This window comes from Polaribacter porphyrae, from assembly GCF_002954685.1.
Classification (GTDB): Bacteria; Bacteroidota; Bacteroidia; order Flavobacteriales; family Flavobacteriaceae; genus Polaribacter; species Polaribacter porphyrae.
Genome location: NZ_MSCN01000001.1, coordinates 1754429 through 1774528 on the forward strand (window position 1 = coordinate 1754429; position 20100 = coordinate 1774528).

Sequence of the window (20100 nt, forward strand, 5' to 3'; positions counted from 1 at the left end):
TTTACTAACAACTTAACTGAAATTAAAATGTATTCAATTTTAGGGAAAGAAGTATTTAAGAGATCTTTTAAGGGGAATGGTTCTAATAGCATAGAAATACCATCTTTAAAACAAGGCATTTACATCATAGAATTACAAAATGAACAAACAAAGTTCAATAAGAAAATAGTTTTAAAATAATTACAGCCCAAGTTAACAGTATACTCATGAAAACTAAAAAAGAAAATATTACTCGTAAAGAGGCTTTGCATAAAATAGGTAAGTATGGTAAATATACAGCATTAACTGCACTAGGTACTTACCTTATTCTTAATCCTAAAAAGGCACAAGCGGCTTCTCCTGAAACTCCAGGTACTGGGTTTTAAAAAAAATAATTATGAAAAATAAAATAACTCCTTTATCGTTTTTAGCAATTATATTTTTTTTAAGCTGTTCTTCTGTTTTTGAAGAAAATGAGATTACATCTTTTAGCTTTTTTAAGAACTCTAAAATTCAAGAAGAAGTAGAAGTAATAGATCAAAAAGGTAAATATATTATAACTAAAATTACTGATGGTAATAATTTAGTTTTTGAATTCAAAAAGGTTTACGAAACAGATATTAATATACTGGATTCTGGCTCAATAGAGTCTGTTATTTTTGAGATAGAGCCTCAAATAAATAATTTTTCGATAAATGATTCTTCATTAAAAACAATAAATGCATTTTACAAATTAAAATGTGGTACTTGCGATGATAAAGGCAGTATTCCAATAATATTAGGTAATATAACTGGTATTAAAAACAATAGTGATTCATGGTATGTAGATATCGATGTAAACGTTGAATTTGAATTTGATAGCTTAAAAAACATAAAACTTTCTGAAGTATTTTATATAAAAAAATAATTATAACTGTTTTAAAATAAAATAAATAAAAATGAGAATAAATAAATTAATAACAGGTAATTTTATTAAGTTTAATTATTATAATAATTTATTTTTTCAGAAAAATACCATTATGTTATTCTTATGCTCATCATGTATTACTTTAAATTCTTAACGAAAAATAAATCAAAAAATGAAATCAAGATTACTTTTTATAACATTTTATTTTATTGTGGTTCAAACTATTCTTTCTCAAAACATTAAGTTTACATTTAATAATTTTGAAAAAGAATTTCTAAAATTTAAACCTAAAAATAATGGTATTTCAGATAAAGACTTTAAAAACGATTTAATAACTATAAAAAATATAAAATCTGATGTTAAAAACAACCCTAATAACTTTAATGTAGCAGATTATTTAAATGTATTACATGTTTTTTTGTCTCTTAAAGAATCAAGAGAAAATATACTTATAGCTTTTGAAAAATTAAAAAATGCAAATAGTGGTTGTCAATATATTTTATATTTCGAAAAACAGTTTAAAGATATTCATTACGAAATTATTAGAAACGAAATAGAAAATGCAACTAACTTTTGTAAAGGTCAAAAGAACAATGTTGCAAATTTTGATATTGTATATTATTCAAAACAAAACAACCTAGATATTAACTTGGTAAAACTTATTTCTAAAATCAAAGAAAATGATTTAAAGTTCAGAAATAAAGACAATATAGAAGACAGAATAAAAAAGCAAAGAGTTTTAGATGTAAAAAATCAAAAGAGTATAGACTCACTTTTTCAAATTCATAAAAGTTATTTAGGAGTAAGTATGGTAGGTGAAAAATTTCAAACAGTCATGTGGTCTGTAATTCAACATTCTAATGTTGAAATGATGGAAAAGTACCTTCCAATAATTCATAAAGCATATTTAAAAGAAGATATTTTTCAATATAATTTAAGAATGTTAATCGATAGATTTTATGGTTTAAAATATGGTTATCAGATTTATGGGTCTCAGAGTGGTTTTGGGTTTGATATGGCAAATAGCACTACTAGATCAAAGATTTCAAAAAAGTACAATATCGATTACAAATAATGTTTTCTAATAAAAATTCACAATTAAACTTATATGTAGTGTTGAAAAACACTTCAATTCTTTTATGTGTTTTTTTATGCAGTTTTTCTTGTAAAAAATACAATTCAAATCAAATTAGAGAAATTGATAAAGTACTTGTAAAACTGCATAAAGAGAATCAATTTAATGGTAATGTTCTTATAGCTCAAAAAGGGAATATCATTTATGAAAAATCATTTGGATATTCAAATATTGAAAAAAAAATACCATTAAAATCATCTAGCATTTTCAATATAGCATCAGTTTCAAAAACTTTTACAGTGGTTGGTATTATGATGTTAGTTCAAGAAAATAAATTGCAATTAGACGAAAAAGTGTGTAATTACCTTCCTAAATTTCCTTACAAAAACATATCCATAAGACATCTTTTAACCCACACTTCTGGTTTAGTAAGAATACAAAGTCAACCTTTTAAAAAAGAAATAGAAGGCAAGCAGTTAAGCAATATAAATCTTGTAAATAAATTAATTGAAATAGCCCCTAAATTATATTTCTTACCAGGTACAGATTATTTTTATTCTAACACCAATTATAATATACTAGCTCACGTATTAGAAAAAACAACAAAATTAAATTTTAATATTTTTTTAAAAGATCGAATATTTAAGAAGTTAAAAATGAAAAATACTTTTTTAGGTAAAAAAAATGTACCTAGAAAAAGTAAAAGTGAAATAGTGTCTAACTACACAAAAACAGAATGGCTCTCTAATGTTTATGATGAAGTTTCCTCTTTAGATTCTAGTTTAAGTGATATTACTACTTTTGGCAATACATATGGTCATAGCTTAATACATACAACTACTCAAGATCTTTTAAAATTTCATAACGCATTAATCAACAATTCCCTACTTGACAAAGATTCGCAGAAAGAAATTTATAAGTCATTTAAACTAACAAATAGTAAAGAGTATGTAGTTGACAAAGAATCCAATTACCCTTCTTATAGAGGTTTAGGATGGTGTATTGCAAGAGAGAACCCAAATGTTGTATATCATGCTGGTGGAATTATTGGTAGTAGAAGTTTTTTTATAAGTAATATAGAAAAAGATTTATGTGTAATAATATTATCAAACAATGATGAAATGGGTCGTTACAATTTCACTTTCCCAATGAGAATCTTAGAAGGCAAAAACTATAATTTAGATTCAATATCAATGCCAAAATTATTTGCAAGAACATACATTAAAGAGGGTCTCAATAAAGCTTTAGAAAAATATCATAGATATAAAAATAGCAAAAAAAACATTCCTTTTATCACATGGGATTTTGAAGAAATAGGTGCAGAATTAATTTCAAAAAATGATATAAATGCAGCTGTAGAACTTTACAAGTTATATACAGCGCAATTTCCTAAAGAAGAATATTCTTGGTCTTTACTTGCAGATGCTTACTTACTAAATAAAGATACTGCAAATGCACTTATAAATTATAGAAAAGCGCTCAAAATTAGGCCAAATTTTAAAGAGGTATTAAGTACTATAAATAAAATCAAAAAAATATGAAATTTAAAGTACTTACTTATTTACTAACACTTATAGTTTTAATTATTTCATGTGAAAATATTGATAAGAATTCGAAGAAAAACTTTTATATAAATACTAATACGAAAAATATTAAAATCGGTTTTAACAATCAAAGTTTTACATGGTTAATTAAAGATGAAACATTAAATTTTCCATTTAATGATAAAGTGAATAATATTAAGTTGATTTCAAAAGTTGATTCTATAGATTTTAAATTAAGTCCTGGGCAAAAAGTTTCAGTAGATTTTATTATTAATAAAATAGATACAATAAATGCTATTATTTACGGAGCATCAAAACCAGTTGTTTTTGATTCAAAATATATAAGGGAAAATAGTGGTACTTACAAAAACTATGTTCCTAAAGTTCATGAGCTGGTAAACATCGCTTTTGCACTAACAGAAATTGGCGCGAAAGACCATAATATGATTAATCATAAAACAGATTATTATCATAAAGTAATCAAATATTTTAAGCCTTTTAAGAATCATGTTTTAATTGATTCTTTAAATAGAAATATGGAGGATGACCCATATGCCTATTACTACAATTTAAGAATGAATGCTTGTATGTATTCTTTTGATAGTAAAGGGGAAATTGTAAATCAAAGCCCTTATAATAGATTTAGTTGGAGTAGCATAAATCATCTGGAGGAATTACTATATCTAGTAAAAGACTTTTCTGAAACCTCTAAATTTGAAGATTTTTATGAAAAAAATGAAATCTATTATGATTCTTTAAAGCAAGTTCAAGACAAAGTAGCTCCAATTGGTAAAATGTGGAAATGGATTGAAGATAGATTTTCTGAGAGATATAATTCTTATAAAGTATATTTTTCACCATTGATAGGTGGATTGCATTCTACTCAGTATTATACAGATAATGATTATAAAGAAGCAATTATGTTTATTAACGCACCTATTTTTGAAAACAACGTTTCCTCAATTAAAAAAGAAATCAGGTCTTCTCGTATTGTATTTACTGAGATAGACCATAATTACGTCAACCCTATATCTGATTTACTGTCTAATGAGATAGAAAACTCGTTTAATAATAGGTTTTATTGGGTTTTAGATGATCCTGGTCTTAATGGTTACTCTACACCTTATGCAATATTTAATGAATATATGACTTGGAGCCTGTATTCTCTTTATCTACTTGATAATTTTAATGAAGATGAACTTGAAGAAGCTGTTAAAGAAATAGAAATTATAATGATTAAAAAAAGAGGCTTCATAAAATTTAAAGAATTTAATCAAAAACTAATAGAACTATATCAAAATAATAAACAGAGTGATATAAAATCTTTAATGGAATCTATTTTAAAATGGTCTAAGAATCAACAAAACACAATATGAGAATAACTAAAAGCATCTTTATTATATATATATTACTAAAGTCCGTTGTACTTCAGTCTCAAACAGCAACTTCAAATACTTCATTTAATAAACAGAAGCTAGATAAATACTTTAGTGTTCTAGAAGCAAACAATAAATTTATGGGTGGGGTTGCTTTGTATAAAAAAGGTAAAATAATATACAGTAATCAAGTTGGTTTTTTAGATGTAGAAACAAAAAAAGAACCAAATAAAAATACAAAATATAGAATTGGTTCTATTTCTAAAATGTTTACAGCTGCAATTATTTTTAAAGCTATAGAACAAAATAAGATTTCTTTAGGTAGTAAGTTGAGTAAGTTTTTTCCAAGTATAGAAAATGCAAATCTAATTACAATAGAAATGTTATTAAACCACAGAAGTGGTATACACAATTTTACAAACAATCTAGACTATTTAAGTTACAATACAAAACCAAAATCTCAAAAAGAGATGCTTTCAATTATAGCCTCAAAAAAAAATGATTTTTCTCCAAATTCAAAAGCATCGTATAGTAATTCAAACTACGTTTTACTATCGTATATTTTAGAAAGGTTGTACAAAAAGTCCTACAAAAACATCTTACAAGAGCAAATTATCAATCCATTAAGTTTAGAGAACACCTACTTTGGTAGTATTATAAACATTAATAATAATGAGTCTAATTCTTACAGATTTTTAGGCGAATGGCAAAAGCAAACGGAAACAGATACCTCCATACCAATGGGCGCTGGAGGTATAGTGTCTACTCCAAAAGATTTAATCACTTTTTCAAATGCACTTTTTAATAATAAAATAGTGGCCAAAGAAAGTCTAAAACAAATGATGACTTTAAAAGATAGGTATGGTATGGGGTTATTTAAAATTCCTTTCGATAATAAATTTAGTTATGGTCATACAGGTGGTATTGATGGTTTTTCATCTGTTTTAGGTTATTTTGTTGATGAATCTAGTGCCTTTTCAATTATATCTAATGGAAATAATTACAACAATAATAAAATTGCGATAACGCTACTGTCTGCTTTATTCAACAAACCATATAAAATTCCAGACTTTAAAACATTTACCCCACAATCACTCGACAGTTACATAGGTACATATAAAAACAATCAGTTATCCTTAACGCTAAATATTTCACAAAAGAATAATTCTCTTATTGCACAAATAAAGGGACAACCAAAATTTAGTTTAGAGGCTGTATCAAAAGACACTTTTGAATTTAAAACTGCTGGTGTAGTGCTGGTTTTTAATACAAAAAATAAAACAGTAAGTCTTCAACAGAATGGGGGGAGTTATTTATTTAAAAAATAAAATTTTATAATACATTAAATACAATTTTTGATTAATATGAACTTTTTTTTTAAAAAATATTCGAAAATAAAAACAGAAAACAATCCTAAAAAATCAATCTTTACTCCTAAAAAATAGTAAAAAATAAATTTATAAAATGAGACTAATGAAATTAAAAACTTTAACAATCTTTGTAGCACTATTCTTTTTAATATCCTGTTCATCTGACAATAATAACAGTAATCAAAACACTACAGTAAATGTGGAATTTGAGGTTGTTATTACTGATAACGGAGATTTTGGTCCTGACGCAATAATTAAAACCCAAATAAATAATAACTCTGATGAACAAAATGTCGGTAGTTTTCCTTTTTTTAGAACCTATGCTGAAGTGGAATATAGCGAAGGAAATATTCTTAAACTAACTTATCAGGATGATAGTGTTTGTGCCTCTGGGGTTAACTGTGACTATTCGATTCGAATTAGAATTTATATAGGTGAAGAAATTGTTAAAGAACAATCTGCAACATTTACAGGAAGCGTTAGTACGGCAAATATAACTTACACATTTTGATAAAACATAACTACATAACTATAGCCAATATGGTGTAAAAGAACAGTTGATAAGTGATGAAAAAAAAATCTTTATTAAAATATATATTCTGTTATGTTTTTTTCTCTTGTAATACTCAAGAAAAATTAACACTTTCTCTACATGAGATCCCTAAAGTAAATCAAGATTTTATAGGAGTAAGAGGCAACTTTAATCCATTAAGTTGGGATAAAACAACTTTTTTACAAAAAGATAATGACCGCTATACTGTAACTATAAACAGTAAAGAAATAAACATAAAGAATTTAGAGTATAAATATGTAATAGATGATGGCAATACAGTTACTTGGGAGCAAATCCCAAACAGACTTATTCAATTAGATAATAAAAACCAGTACATAAAGGATGTTTGGAATAAAGAAAAAATAATTGATATTAATTCCTTAAACAAAATTAGTGTTGAACAATTAAATGAAGATTTTAAAATACTAAAAGAAGCAATCCTAAAAATTCACCCTGGTATCTACAGGTATAATGATAGCATTACCCTAGTAAAAAACTTTAAAAAGTTAGAAAACAAATTTCAAAAACCGCAAACATACTCCGAGACTTATATTACAATTTCAAAACTTATTAGTACAATAAAATGCGATCATACGCTAGCCTCTTATTGGAATCAAGAACCATTAATTAATGCAATTCTCCATAAACAAAAAAATAAAATTCCCTTTACGTTTAAGTGGGTTAATAGAAAAATGGTAGTTACCCATAGTGTGTCTAATTCTGAAAAAATTAAAATGGGTAGTACAATAGTAGCCATCAATAATATTGAAACAGAAAAGATTTTAAAAGAGCTTACGAAATATATCAGTGCAGATGGTAATACAATGCACAATAGAGTAAGTAAAACTGAAGTTGATGGTTATAATTTTAGATTTAATTCTTTTGATGTTTTATTCCCTCTTGTATTTAATATTAAAAATAAAATTGAAATAGAATTATCCTCTGGTGAGAGAATAAAAATAAATCTTTTAACACTAGAGGAAAGATTTGAGAAACTAACAAAAAAGTATAGTGATTTTCCAAAATCACCACAAGATTTATGGGATTTCAAAATTGTTAATAAAGATTACGCATATCTTAAAATTGGTTCATTTTCAACAAATAGATTTAGTATCGATTGGAAATCTTTTCTTAAGAATTCTTTTAAAACTCTATCAGATAATAAAATCAAAAATTTAATTATTGATATCAGAGAAAACCAAGGAGGTATGGATGAAGCTTCAAAAGAGTTAGAAAAATTTTTGGTAAAAAAAACATCAATAGAAGATCAATTTGAAGGTAGAACCAGATTTATAAATTTCCCTAATAATATAAAAAAAATATTACAAAATCAGAATGCTTGGTACTATAACCTAAGAGAAGAAAATTCTATTAAAGAGAATAGCTACTTTATATTTCCTAAAATGTTTGCAAAGAAACCTACTCAAAATTATGAGAATTCTTTTAAGGGTAATGCGTATTTACTAACAGGCCCTAAAAATGTGTCAGCTGCATTTTATTTAGCAAAATTATTTAAGGATCATAAAATTGGAAAAGTTATTGGTTCTGAAACTGGAGGGAATCAAAATGGTATTAATGGTGGCAGCATCATTTTTTTAAAACTACCTAATTCTAGAATTAATATAGATATGCCAGTTGCTGGTAGTTTTTCAAAAGACACAAAATACAATGGTGGTATTATACCAGACATCTCAATTAAAACTAGTGAACAAACGAAAAACAATGAAATTGATTTTATAATTAAAGAAATTAAAAGCAACGTTCAATAATGAAAAAACTATATATCTTAATCATAATTACCTTTTTTACTTCTAAAGTTTCAGTAAGTCAAGAGTTACCAAAATTCATAAAAGACAGCTTAGATTCTTACATATCACAAAATATAAAAAAATGGAATTTACCAGGTCTATCCATAGCCATTGTAAAAGACGGAAAAACAACCCATTTAAAGGGCTATGGTGTTAGAGCTATAAATTCAAAAGAACCTGTTGATGAAACAACAATGTTTCAAATAGCATCCATAACAAAATCTTTTACGGCTACGTTAGTTGCAATGCTACATGAGGAGAAAAAACTATCATTAAACGATAAGGTTACTAAATGGTTGCCTTATTTTCAATTAAAAGATTCTACAATTTCACAACTGGTAGATATAGAGGACTTATTGTCTCATAGAATTGGTTTTGGTAATCATCAAGGCGATTTAAATTTTGAAAAACCACCAACTCAAAGAAGACAAATAATTGAAGGAATGTCTAAACTCAATATTTCAAAAAAGTTTAGAGGCAGTTTTGGATATTCTAATAAGTCTTTTATTGCTGCTGGTGATGTAATAAATGCCGTAACAAAAAAAACTTGGGAAGAAACTATACAAGAAAAGATATTTCTACCCTTAAATATGTCAAGTACAGAACCAAGTTTAAATACAAATTTTAAGTATCCTAACATTGCTTACCCCCACACATATTTTAGAGGTAAACAAGTAATTAGAGATTTTGTTCCAATAACTGTAGAGGCACCAGCTGGTGCTATTTTATCTAATGCCAAAGATATGTCAAATTGGTTAAAAGTTCAGCTTTCATTAGGAATGTTAAACGATAAACGAGTTATACCAAGAAGAGCAATAATGCAAACTCGTAGAGTTAAAAGTATTCAAGCTTTTTCTCAAAGTATAGATGCAAGAACACATTTCTACGCTTACGGTTTAGGATATTATATAAGAGATGTAGAAGGATACATAACATATCAACATAGTGGTGGTGGTTATGGTTTTTCAACGAATCATGTAATAGTCCCAGAAAAAGGTTTAGCCTTTATAATCTTAACAAATAGTGATGTTAGCGATTTTTATATGAATTTAACAAATGTAATTTTAGATGCATTTTTAGATAAACCATTCAAAGATTATTCTAAAGAATCTCTAAAGGATTTTGAAGAAAATAATAATCAGATTTTAAAAGAAATGGATTCTTTAACTGCAATTGTGAATTCTAATTTAAAACCTAAACTCAGTCTAAATGATTTCTCTGGCACATATGTAAATTCAACTGTTGGAAAATTAAACATCGTGAACAAAAATGGAAAATTAAAAGTTTTACTACCAGATTATCTAAAAATCTCAGGTGATTTAGAATATATAGGCGATAACGAGTTCTTATGTACTTTTTCTGATTATGATTTTGGGGTAATTAAAATACCTTTCAAAATAAAGAATGGTAAAGTAGAAAGTTTAATTCTGAACATAGAAAGTTACGAAGATTTTGACTACCATTTTGTGAAGGAAAATTAATTTTACATAAACCAATTAAACTTACAATAAAATGAAATTTTTAACATCCATAATAGTCTTAATTTCTTTTCACCTTTCTGTAAATGCTCAAAATATTGAAATTAAAAATGCATCTTGGTTTGATGGTCAAAAATTTCAAAAAAGAAAATTATTTATAAAAGAAGGGCTCTTCACTTTTGCACAACCAGATACTGTTCATAAACAAATAGATTTACAAGGAAAATTTATTTTACCAGCTTATGGCGAAGCTCATACCCATAATTTATCTAATAATTATGGTATAGACTATTTAATAGAACAATACCTAAACGAGGGCATATTATATATTCAAGTTTTAGGTGGTTCACATAAAGGAAGATTAGATGTGAGAAATAAAATATTACAATCTAAATTACAGGTTAGCTATTCAAATGGAGGTATTACATGTACGTTAGGTCATCCTTACACAATTTATGAACCACTTGCTATGGGAATCTATAACAGTTCTGAAAGAAAAAGAAGAAAAGAAGAAATCAGAGATAGTAGGTTAGTAGAAAATGATGCTTACTGGTTTTTTGACAGTATCGAGGATGTAGATAATAAGTGGGATCAATTGCTTATTACAAAGCCAGATGTTATCAAAATAATGCTACTTTTTGCAGATCGATATGACTCATTATATAATAATACCAATAAGTTAGGTGATAAAGGTTTGTCACCAAGTGTAGCAAAATATGTTGTTCAAAAGGCCAAAGCTCATAATTTAAGAGTTTTTGCGCATGTAGAGACAGCTTTCGATTTTAGAACAGCTCTAAATATTGGTGTTGATGTTGTGGCTCATCTCCCTGGATATTCGTGGAATGGTGATGATAAAACGCTAATTAATTATACTTTATCTAATCAAGATTTATTAAATGCAAAAAAAAATAATGTGAGCATAGTAACTACAGCATCTATATCAAAAAACTATGCAAATATTAGAGTTGATGACAAGTTAGTATTTAATCAAGAAAGATTTAATAAAGTTATAGAATATCAAAAAGAATTGATTAAACGTATCATTAAGTATAAAGTAAATCTCTCTGTAGGTAGCGATGTTTACAGTAAAACTCTTTTTGAGGAGGTTAATTATTTAAAAGAACACAACATATTAAATAATTTGCAGATTATAAATAGTATTTGTGTTGTAAATCCTAAACTTATTTTTCCTTATAGAAAAATTGGTGAAATTAATGAAGGGTATGAAGCAAACTTTGTAGTATTAGATAGCAACCCATTAGTAAACATAAACAGTTTAAAAAATATCCAAGATTTATATTTTAAAGGTAGTAGTATTAAAATGTAAGTTAAGTTTTTAAAATTAACACTAATTAACACTGATTAACTTAAAAATTGAATTTGAGAGGCTAATTTTCAGGTGTATAACATATAAATATATCTAAAATGAAAAATTAAAAAAAAGTAATTATGTTCTTGTTTCTTCTTACAGAAATTATCACTTATGCTCAAAAGAATAACGCCTGTAAAGTTATTTACGAGGCAGATAAAAATGGTAAAACAGTATCAGGTAATCTTGCAAAGTTAAAAGAGTATGTACAAAATGGGAACCCAATAAGAGTCGGTTGGAGTTTAAAGTTCCCCAATCCTCTTAAGAAAAACGAAATTATAGAAATGGAACATTGGACAGACGCTGGTTTTGTAACAACACTTCAAGGTCATGTATTTGTTCAAGTAAAAAGTATTTTTCAACAAGGCTCTATGATAGCTAATCCTCCAGGTGTTAGTTTGGTAGATGATAGAGCAAATAGTTGGGTGGGTATAATAGGTACTACTGGTGTTATGCGTCAAAAGTTTGCAGAAAGCGAAAAGTTGACAAAGATGTATAAAGATATGGGTATTCTAACGAGAAAATTAAAGAAGAATATAAAAAACAAGAGACTATGAAGTTTAATACTAAAATTATAAAACACATAAAATATTAAACAGTATGAAAATAAAAATTTTATCTATTCTAATCCTATCTTTTTTACTTTCTTGTAAACCAACAAAAGAAATTAAGCAAGAAAAATTAATAATTGAAGGTAATATTAAAAATTTGCCAGATGGTGTTCAAATAATGTTAATGAGCGATGGAAAAACTATTGGAAAAGACACAATTAATAATGGTCAATTTAGGTTTTCGGATAGTCTAATTATTACGCCATCAAAACTCACTTTAATGTCTGTTAACTCAAAAACTCGTGAATATTCAGCACGCGAGTTTTGGGCAAATAATAGTTTGACAAAAATTAATGGAAATGGAAAATATTTATCTGGTTGGAATATTACAAATAATACCAAAAATCAAAAGAAATTAAATAAATTTATTAATAGCACAAAACTAATATTAGTTGCTATAGATAGTATTGAGCATTTAAGGGTTAAAAGTCTTCAAAAAAATAATAGAAGTCAAATAGATTTTTATACTAATAAAAAAGACTCTCTAAATAATATTAAAAATTTAAAAGAATTTGAAATAATTAAAAGTGACTTCAATAATGAAATAGCGGTTGATAAACTTTACAAAATTGTAAAGTTCAATAATGTGTTAAATAAAGACGAAGTGAAAATAATTTATAATAAGTTGGATGACAAATTTAAAAACTCTTTAAAAGGTGAAGGTATATTGATTAGAACTAAAAATATAATAATTCCTGAAAAAGGTGACAAAATGGTAGATTTAAATTTATTTAATATCGCTGGGAAAATGCATAAATTAAGTGAATATAGTGGTAAGTATTTATTGATTAATTTTTGGGGCGATGGATGTTATCCAACAATTAAAGCTATTCCTCACCTTAATAAATTACAAACTCAAAATTCAGAAATATTGACTGTGATTGGAATAAGTTTAGATGAAAATGTTGAAAGGTGGAAAAATTCAGTAAAAAGCCGTAAATTAAAATATACAAATTTAACAGATGGGAAAGGAAGTTATTCTGGCTCTAGCGTAAAATATGGCGCAGATAAAGGAACACCATACTATTATTTAATTGATAAAAATGGAATAATTTTAGAAAATTGGTTTGGATATACAGATGGAGTTTTTAAAGAGAAATTAGGTAAACATATTTCCACTTTGAAATTATAAATAACGAAAGAACAAAATCGTGTATAATTAATTGCTTGGTTTTAGCTAATTTACATAATCCCTCGCACTCTTTCTATCTGTTTTTTTATTTACGAACTACAATATTAAAAAAAAAGCCAATAATTATACACAATAACATTTCAATAATTTTTTAATAATCAAGCATTAATTTTTAATACTTTATTAATAACATTAATATAATACTTATTTAAAGTTAAATTCTTAAATAATTATGAAAAAAAATAAAATAATAGTTTCAAGTGATAAATTCTCAATTTTTATAGCTTCGATGGCTTTAATAGCTACAGTTTTTACTACTTATATACAATTTTTTCATAAAAACACTAATTTTTCTATAGGTGATATTAATTCAACACTCTCTCAAAATGATAGTTTAAATACAACGTTTGATATTGAAATTCTTTTTCTAAATACAGGCAAAAATCCTGTAGCTATTAAAAAGTGGTCAACATTTTTATCTTCAGATAAAAGTAAGCCACAAGGTGTTTGTTACAGTAATTCAATATTTCCTACAAATAATTCATTATTTACATTTTCTTGCAATTCTAACATTAATAAAATAGTTGAACCCAACACATTAAATTTTATCAAATTAAATCTAAACATAGATAAAAATCAACTAAAAAAATATGCTAAAACCAATAATGTAAATACTGAAGAAAATAAATTTGAAGTTTATTTGGGTGTAGTTCTAAAGTTTATAGACTCACAAGGTAAAAAAATTACTAACGAATTAATAATTAGAAAAATAACGTTTTTTAAGTCAAATAATATTTTACAAGAAGATATAAAAATTGAAAAAGATGAGTTGAAAATTTATTAGCATTAAATTATTAGTTAAAGATTTTTAAAAGATAAATATCATTTTTATTTCTTTAAACAACTATCCAAAAAGAAGGTTAAACAGTTACTCGTTTGGCCTCTTTGTAGTAAATGAAAAAATACGAAGAAATACTATATAATTTAGATAATGCTCTCGATTTCCTAGAAACTGAGCAAGAAGATATTTTGCTAAAAGCAGAAGAAGGGATATTAATTTCTAAAAGAGCTTTAGATCAATTGCGAAACATTGTTTTAAAAAAGAAGTTTCGTAATAATAGTGAAGAGATTTATTTTTTTAAAATTGTAAAACCTCAGGTATTTAGTAAGCTTATCTACTATCAGAAACTTTTTAATATCGAAAGTAAAAGACCTAGATCTAGTAATAAATCTCAAACAAAGTATTTTAATAAACATATTAACAGACTTCAAAATTATTTTAATGATCATCTTGAGTTTTATAATTATTATAGAAGAGGTGCTACATCATTAGATGAACATTATTTTGTACGTGGTAAAATAGATATTCGCTTATTCCCTGATACTTTTTCTTTTTTTATAGATGATAAATTCTCCGCTAGTCACGATACAACTGTTGCAATTATCCTAGCTTATGATATGTTAATTGTTTACTTAAACACAGAAATCGATAAACTCGAAAACCGCAATTCCATGGAAACAACTATCAATCCTTATCAAAAAAAATCACGTTTATTTTGGACAGCAAATAAAACAGATTTAATAGAACTTATATATGCTTTACAATCTTCAGGTGCCGTTAATAGTGGTACAGCTGATATTAAAGAAATGGCATCCGCATGTGAAAGTCTATTTAACATAGAATTAGGAGATTATTATAGAACATACCTTGAAATACGATCTCGCAAAACTAATCAAACAAAATTTATAGATAAACTTAAAGACGCATTAGTAAAACGTATTGCAGATGCCGATGAATAAACACCCAAGATGTTCCCAAGTTGGGTCTTTTAATTAATAGAACTATAAATCATATAATTTGTGCTATTTTGTTTATATAGTATTTTTAAAGTCTAACAAAAAAACGTAAACAAACTCATTAAAAATGGGCATATAAAATTACCCAACTTGGGTGTAAATTGTGTTCTATTAAACTAAAAATATTTAATATTTGTAAAACGAAAGTTAAATCAGAAAGAGGAGTTGTAAGATTGTTGGGAACACAATCTGCAACTTCTTCTTTTACAAAATCGTTTTCAAATGCCAACATCAATTATTACTACAGAAGACTTAAGAGAGTTTAAAGAAGAACTATTAGAAGATATTAAAGCAATGATAAATCATCAATCTGGCTTTGCTCCTAAAAAAGTGGTTAAAATCTCCAGAAGTTCGAGATTTATTAAGCATATCTTCAGGCACATTACAAAATTTAAGAATCAATGGAATATTACCATACACAAAAGTTGGTGGTGTTATCTATTACGATTACGAAGAAATTGTAAAAGTTTTAGAGGATAATCGTGTTTATAATAAGTTTTAAATAACTAATAAAAGCCTATCCTTTGGAGAGGTTGGAGGGGATTATGCAAAACGTAAATTACATAAAACACTTAAAAGATGTATTCATTCAATTCTCAAAAGACAATTGATTAAATCCAACGCATAATAGTTTGTATGTTGGGCTATTCCAAATTTGGAATAACAATCGGTTTTTAATAGAATTTTATATCAATCGTAAAGAGGTTATGTGTTTTTCAAAAATTGGTTCTAAATCTACATATCATAAATGCAGTAAAGTATCGTGATAAAATTTATATTCATAACTATGAAAATGTTATTTTTAGAATAATAAAGTATCATCTGTTATAAAATATAGATTTCAGAATTATTCCAACAAAAAATATGATTCTCTCTACTAAATTGAAATTTTAAAATGCTTAAGTTTATTGAAATTTAATTTTTCAAACATTGATTCAAAAAACCTACGCTTTTAACTTTTTCTTTTTCTGTTTTCTAATTTTTAAATCTTCATTTTTAATATCTCAAAATACGACTAAATTTCAGAAAATAAATCAAAGAGAAGGTTTATCAAATTCAAGAATTACTGGAATTATAAAAGAGAAAAATGGATTTATTTGGATTAGCACTCAAAATGGATTGAATAGATATGATGGACATAATTTTAAGGTTTATCAAAAAAGAAATTCAAAAATTGGCTCAAATGATATTTCTGATATCATGCTAGATAGTAAAAATAGAATTTGGTTAGCTACTTTAGATGGGGGGCTAAACTTATACAATCGAGAAAAAGACGACTTTATTGTTTACAAAAATTATAATAACACCTCTAATTCTGCTTCGTCAAATCATATTAATAGTATTTTAGAAGATGAGAACGAAACCATTTGGCTAGCTACCGAACTTGGTTTAATAAATTTTAATCCAGAAAATAATACTTTTGAAAATTATGAAGATTCTATACTTAAAAATGTAAATATTACCAGTTTATACCAAAACAAAAAAGGTGATTTATGGATTGGTTCTTTTGGTAAAGGGCTTTTTGTTCTCGAAAAATCAACTCAAAGAATTAAAAAAATAAATTTAAAAAATGATACTTTATGTCAATTTATAAATGTATTCGAAGAGCTAAATTCTGATAATCTATTAATTGGCACAAAAGGAAATGGACTCTTATTGTTTGATTTACAAACACAAACTTTAAGTAGTTTCTTCAAGGCAAACGATAAAACAAAACAAAATACAGCAATTATAAGGTCTTTAAAGATAGATAGTAATTGTAATTTATGGATTGGTACTGATGGTTTTGGGCTGTATAAAATTCAATTTCCAAATAGCGATAAACCAATTATTACCAACTACTTATACAACCCTCAATTGCAATCTTATTTATCTGGAAATGCAGTTTATGAAATTACAGAAATTGATAAAAAATCTATTTGGATTGGTACAGCTTGGAATGGAATTAATATTATCGATTTAGAAAATACAAATGAATTTTTATATAGTGATTTTTCTGGTTTAAACCCTTTTCCTGTTTTATCAGTATATAAAAGAAAAGATTTATTACTTTTTGGAACTGACGGAAATGGCTTATCTGCTTACAATTTAAAAAAGCAAAAAACATACTCAATTCCAAAAATCCCTGAAATAAAATATGTGCAACATATCTCTTCTAATAAGAACAATTTATGGCTTGGGACATTTTCAAACGGTCTTATTAAATATGATTTTAAGACAAAAAAATATCAACAGTTTTTAAAATCAGTAAAAAATAAAAAATCAATAAGTTTTAATGATGTAAGAGATTTAATTTTTGATAAAAAAAACAATATATGGATAGCAACTTGGGGTGGTGGTTTAAATTACTTTGATACTAAAAAAGAAGAATTTACATCTTATCAATTTAAAGAAAATGACACTACAAGTTTAAGTAATAATAATATTGTTTCTATTGAAAAAGATAAAAATAAGATTTGGATAGCTACTTTTGGTGGTGGTTTAAATATGTTTGATATTGAAAGTAAAAAATTTCGACAGTTTAACTTTTTAGAAAATAATCCCAGCTCAATAAGTAGTAATTTTATCTTTTCTTTACTAAAAGATTCAAATAATTATTTATGGATAGGAACCTCTGGATCAGGTATTTGTAGAATGAATTTAAACGATTTTTCTATTGAAAGATTTGAATCTTACAAATACAGTACAGTAACTTCAATAATTGAAGATGAACAAAAAAATATTTGGTTTGGCACAAAAAAAGGAATTTTAAAATTTAATTTTAAAACAAAAAAAATTAAAAAAGCACAATCTTTATCTGGTGATTTTCATATAAATTCATCATTTAAAGATGAAAATAATGTCCTTTATTTTGGAGGTATAAAAGGAGTTACAAAATTCAATCCAAATCAATTACATTTTTCAAACAAAAAAATCGATGTTATTATCACAGATTTTAAACTTTTCAATAAAAAAGTACCAATTACAGAAAAAGGTATACTCAAAAAAAACATTCAAGCTCAAAAAGATATTATTCTAAAACACTCTGATAATGTTTTTACGTTTGAATATGCAGGTCTCAACTATCCATTTTCAGAAAATTTAGAATATGCAATTCAATTAGAAAATTTTGATAAAGATTGGCGAAAAGTTGGACAAGATAGAACTGCTACCTTTACCAATTTATCTCCTGGCAATTATATTTTTAAAGTAAAAAGTAGAGTAACAGGAACCTCTTGGAGTAAAGATTTTAAAGCGGTAAATGTAAAAATTTTAAAACCTTTTTGGACAACTTGGTGGGCAGTTGCAATGTATTTATTACTTCTTTTAACTTTACTTTTAATAGCTCGAAAATATATAATTGCATGGGGTAAATTAAAATCGAGTTTAGAATTTGAAAAATTAATGCATGAAAAAGACAATGAAATCTACACATTAAAACAACAGTTTTTTACAAATATTTCTCACGAAATTAGAACACCAGTTACGCTAATTATCAGTTCTATAAACAGACTTTTTGAAAAAGAAAAAGGAATAGAAAGTAAGCAAATAAAAGCTGCACATACCATTAGAAGAAACAGTAATTTGTTATTAAGATTGGTTAATGAACTTCTTGATGTTAGAAAATTAGAAAAAAATGATATTAAACTTAATATTAGTGAAAACGAGCTTATATCTTATGTAAAAGGTATTTATTTATCGTTTTCTGATATTGCTTTAGATAGAAACATCAATTATGAATTCAAAACGGAGATAACTAAAATTTATCTTTGGTTTGATAAAAATCAACTTGAAAAAGTAATTTTTAACTTAATTTCAAACGCTTTTAAGTTTACCAATAATAAAGGAAATATTCAAATATGTATTGAAGAGTATAATAATGAAGTGGTGGTAGTTGTAAAAGATGATGGAATTGGTTTATCATCAGAACATCAAAAGAAAATATTTAAACGTTTTTATCAAGTTAAATACGAACATTCAGAAAAAAATAAAGGTTTTGGGTTAGGTTTATCTATTGCAAAAGAAATTGTGCAACTCCATAAAGCCACAATTCAAGTTTCGAGCAAACTAAAAGAAGGAAGCACTTTTGAACTAAAACTTTTAAAAGGAAACGCTCATTTTGATACTTATAAAATAGAAAATAAATCAATAAATACCAATAGTTCAATTGAAGTTTTACAAGAAAAATTAAAAGATAAAAATAAATCGACCATTTTAATTGTTGAAGATAATATTGAAATTCAAGAATCTCTAAAAGAGATTTTAGAAACTAAAAGTTACAATATAATTCAAGCTTTTAATGGTCTAGAAGGGTTACAGTTGGTCACTAAAAATCATCCGAACTTAATAATAAGTGATGTGATGATGCCAAAAATGGATGGTATCGAATTTACCAATAAAATAAAATCAAACTCAACTACTAACCATATTCCTGTTATTCTTTTAACCGCAAAAACAGCTTTAGACGATAAAACTTTGGGATATACTAAAGGTGCTGATGATTATATTTCTAAACCCTTTGATGAAGAATTACTTTTGATAAGAATTGAGAACCTTTTACAAGGTAGAAAAATCTTGAAAAATAAATTCTCTAAAAATGAAGACATAAATCCAAAGAAAATTAATACCAATTCTAAAGATCAAGAACTTTTAGAAAAATTATATAAAATTTTAGAAGACAATTTAGAAACCAACAATTTAAAATCAGACCTTGTTTCTAGAAAAATGAACATGAGCCATTCATCTTTATATAAAAAGATAAAATCTTTAACTGGCTTAACTTATGTCGAATTTATAAGAGATTACAGGCTTTCTATAGCCAAACAATTAATTCAAGAAAATGGATATTCTGTTTCTGATGCTTGCTTTAAAGTAGGTTATTCAGACAGAAAATATTTTAGTAAACTATTTAAAGATAAGTTTAAACACTCTCCATCTTACTTTATCAAAAAATAGCATATCCATTACCATTTTACTCAATTAACCTAGTTCTATACTATTTTAAGTCAAATTATCAGTTTTTCATACTCATTTACCGAAAACATCCCCTATTAAAACTTTT

16 protein-coding genes and 1 pseudogene are annotated in these 20100 nt (G+C 25.9%); all 17 read left to right on the plus strand.

From position 1 onward, the window contains the following. Positions 1 to 180: T9SS type A sorting domain-containing protein (locus BTO18_RS07850; protein WP_146106981.1), on the plus strand; the 180-nt coding region annotated here is incomplete at its 5' end. 26 nt (positions 181 to 206) lie between these two features. Continuing rightward, positions 207 to 365, plus strand: coding sequence for a hypothetical protein (locus BTO18_RS17635; RefSeq protein WP_170063246.1), 159 nt, complete (start codon positions 207 to 209; stop codon positions 363 to 365). Positions 366 to 376: 11 nt separating this feature from the next. Continuing rightward, a complete protein-coding gene (locus tag BTO18_RS07855; protein WP_105015692.1) occupies positions 377 to 886 on the plus strand; it encodes a hypothetical protein in 510 nt (169 codons plus the stop codon). A 172-nt stretch (positions 887 to 1058) separates the two neighbouring features. Then, complete coding sequence (locus tag BTO18_RS07860; protein WP_105015693.1) at positions 1059 to 1961, plus strand: hypothetical protein; 903 nt, start codon at positions 1059 to 1061, stop codon at positions 1959 to 1961. A gap of 41 nt (positions 1962 to 2002) precedes the next feature. Then, positions 2003 to 3502 (plus strand): serine hydrolase domain-containing protein, encoded by a 1500-nt coding sequence (locus BTO18_RS07865; protein ID WP_170063247.1) that lies wholly within the window; start codon positions 2003 to 2005, stop codon positions 3500 to 3502. Then, a complete protein-coding gene (locus BTO18_RS07870; protein WP_105015695.1) occupies positions 3499 to 4881 on the plus strand; it encodes a DUF4932 domain-containing protein in 1383 nt (460 codons plus the stop codon). The genes BTO18_RS07865 and BTO18_RS07870 overlap by 4 nt, the downstream gene beginning before the upstream one ends. Further along, positions 4878 to 6209, plus strand: a complete 1332-nt coding sequence (locus BTO18_RS07875; protein ID WP_105015696.1) for a serine hydrolase domain-containing protein — start codon at positions 4878 to 4880, stop codon at positions 6207 to 6209. The genes BTO18_RS07870 and BTO18_RS07875 overlap by 4 nt, the downstream gene beginning before the upstream one ends. A 136-nt stretch (positions 6210 to 6345) precedes the next feature. After that, positions 6346 to 6762 carry a hypothetical protein gene (locus BTO18_RS07880; RefSeq protein WP_105015697.1) on the plus strand — a complete coding sequence of 139 codons (417 nt, stop codon included), beginning with the start codon at positions 6346 to 6348 and terminating at the stop codon, positions 6760 to 6762. Between the two features lie 56 nt (positions 6763 to 6818). Continuing rightward, the gene (locus BTO18_RS07885; protein ID WP_105015698.1) at positions 6819 to 8573 is read left to right on the plus strand and encodes a S41 family peptidase; all 1755 of its coding nucleotides are present in this window, start codon (positions 6819 to 6821) and stop codon (positions 8571 to 8573) included. Continuing rightward, entirely contained in the window at positions 8573 to 10093 is a 1521-nt protein-coding gene (locus tag BTO18_RS07890) for a serine hydrolase domain-containing protein (protein WP_105015699.1), read from the plus strand. Before BTO18_RS07885 ends, BTO18_RS07890 begins: the two co-directional genes overlap by 1 nt. A 31-nt stretch (positions 10094 to 10124) precedes the next feature. Then, positions 10125 to 11417 (plus strand): amidohydrolase family protein, encoded by a 1293-nt coding sequence (locus BTO18_RS07895; RefSeq protein ID WP_105015700.1) that lies wholly within the window; start codon positions 10125 to 10127, stop codon positions 11415 to 11417. Between the two features lie 122 nt (positions 11418 to 11539). Further along, positions 11540 to 12016 (plus strand): hypothetical protein, encoded by a 477-nt coding sequence (locus tag BTO18_RS07900; RefSeq protein WP_105015701.1) that lies wholly within the window; start codon positions 11540 to 11542, stop codon positions 12014 to 12016. Between the two features lie 43 nt (positions 12017 to 12059). Next, entirely contained in the window at positions 12060 to 13202 is a 1143-nt protein-coding gene (locus tag BTO18_RS07905) for a TlpA family protein disulfide reductase (RefSeq protein ID WP_105015702.1), read from the plus strand. A 232-nt stretch (positions 13203 to 13434) separates the two neighbouring features. Next, complete coding sequence (locus BTO18_RS07910; protein WP_105015703.1) at positions 13435 to 14046, plus strand: hypothetical protein; 612 nt, start codon at positions 13435 to 13437, stop codon at positions 14044 to 14046. 110 nt (positions 14047 to 14156) lie between these two features. Next, a complete protein-coding gene (locus BTO18_RS07915) occupies positions 14157 to 15002 on the plus strand; it encodes an RteC domain-containing protein (protein ID WP_105015704.1) in 846 nt (281 codons plus the stop codon). A gap of 279 nt (positions 15003 to 15281) precedes the next feature. Beyond that, positions 15282 to 15561: pseudogene (locus BTO18_RS07920) on the plus strand (helix-turn-helix domain-containing protein). Between the two features lie 428 nt (positions 15562 to 15989). Then, positions 15990 to 19994 carry a hybrid sensor histidine kinase/response regulator transcription factor gene (locus tag BTO18_RS07930; RefSeq protein WP_105015705.1) on the plus strand — a complete coding sequence of 1335 codons (4005 nt, stop codon included), beginning with the start codon at positions 15990 to 15992 and terminating at the stop codon, positions 19992 to 19994. Positions 19995 to 20100: the final 106 nt, after the last annotated feature.

Excerpts from the sequence above, each read along its gene's own strand:
- BTO18_RS17635 (WP_170063246.1), top strand. The coding sequence starts at position 207 with ATGAAAACTAAAAAAGAAAATATTACTCGTAAAGAGGCTTTGCATAAA.
- BTO18_RS07855 (WP_105015692.1), top strand. The coding sequence starts at position 377 with ATGAAAAATAAAATAACTCCTTTATCGTTTTTAGCAATTATATTTTTT.
- BTO18_RS07860 (WP_105015693.1), top strand. The coding sequence starts at position 1,059 with ATGAAATCAAGATTACTTTTTATAACATTTTATTTTATTGTGGTTCAA.
- BTO18_RS07870 (WP_105015695.1), top strand. The coding sequence starts at position 3,499 with ATGAAATTTAAAGTACTTACTTATTTACTAACACTTATAGTTTTAATT.
- BTO18_RS07875 (WP_105015696.1), top strand. The coding sequence starts at position 4,878 with ATGAGAATAACTAAAAGCATCTTTATTATATATATATTACTAAAGTCC.
- BTO18_RS07880 (WP_105015697.1), top strand. The coding sequence starts at position 6,346 with ATGAGACTAATGAAATTAAAAACTTTAACAATCTTTGTAGCACTATTC.
- BTO18_RS07885 (WP_105015698.1), top strand. The coding sequence starts at position 6,819 with ATGAAAAAAAAATCTTTATTAAAATATATATTCTGTTATGTTTTTTTC.
- BTO18_RS07890 (WP_105015699.1), top strand. The coding sequence starts at position 8,573 with ATGAAAAAACTATATATCTTAATCATAATTACCTTTTTTACTTCTAAA.
- BTO18_RS07895 (WP_105015700.1), top strand. The coding sequence starts at position 10,125 with ATGAAATTTTTAACATCCATAATAGTCTTAATTTCTTTTCACCTTTCT.
- BTO18_RS07900 (WP_105015701.1), top strand. The coding sequence starts at position 11,540 with ATGTTCTTGTTTCTTCTTACAGAAATTATCACTTATGCTCAAAAGAAT.
- BTO18_RS07905 (WP_105015702.1), top strand. The coding sequence starts at position 12,060 with ATGAAAATAAAAATTTTATCTATTCTAATCCTATCTTTTTTACTTTCT.
- BTO18_RS07910 (WP_105015703.1), top strand. The coding sequence starts at position 13,435 with ATGAAAAAAAATAAAATAATAGTTTCAAGTGATAAATTCTCAATTTTT.
- BTO18_RS07915 (WP_105015704.1), top strand. The coding sequence starts at position 14,157 with ATGAAAAAATACGAAGAAATACTATATAATTTAGATAATGCTCTCGAT.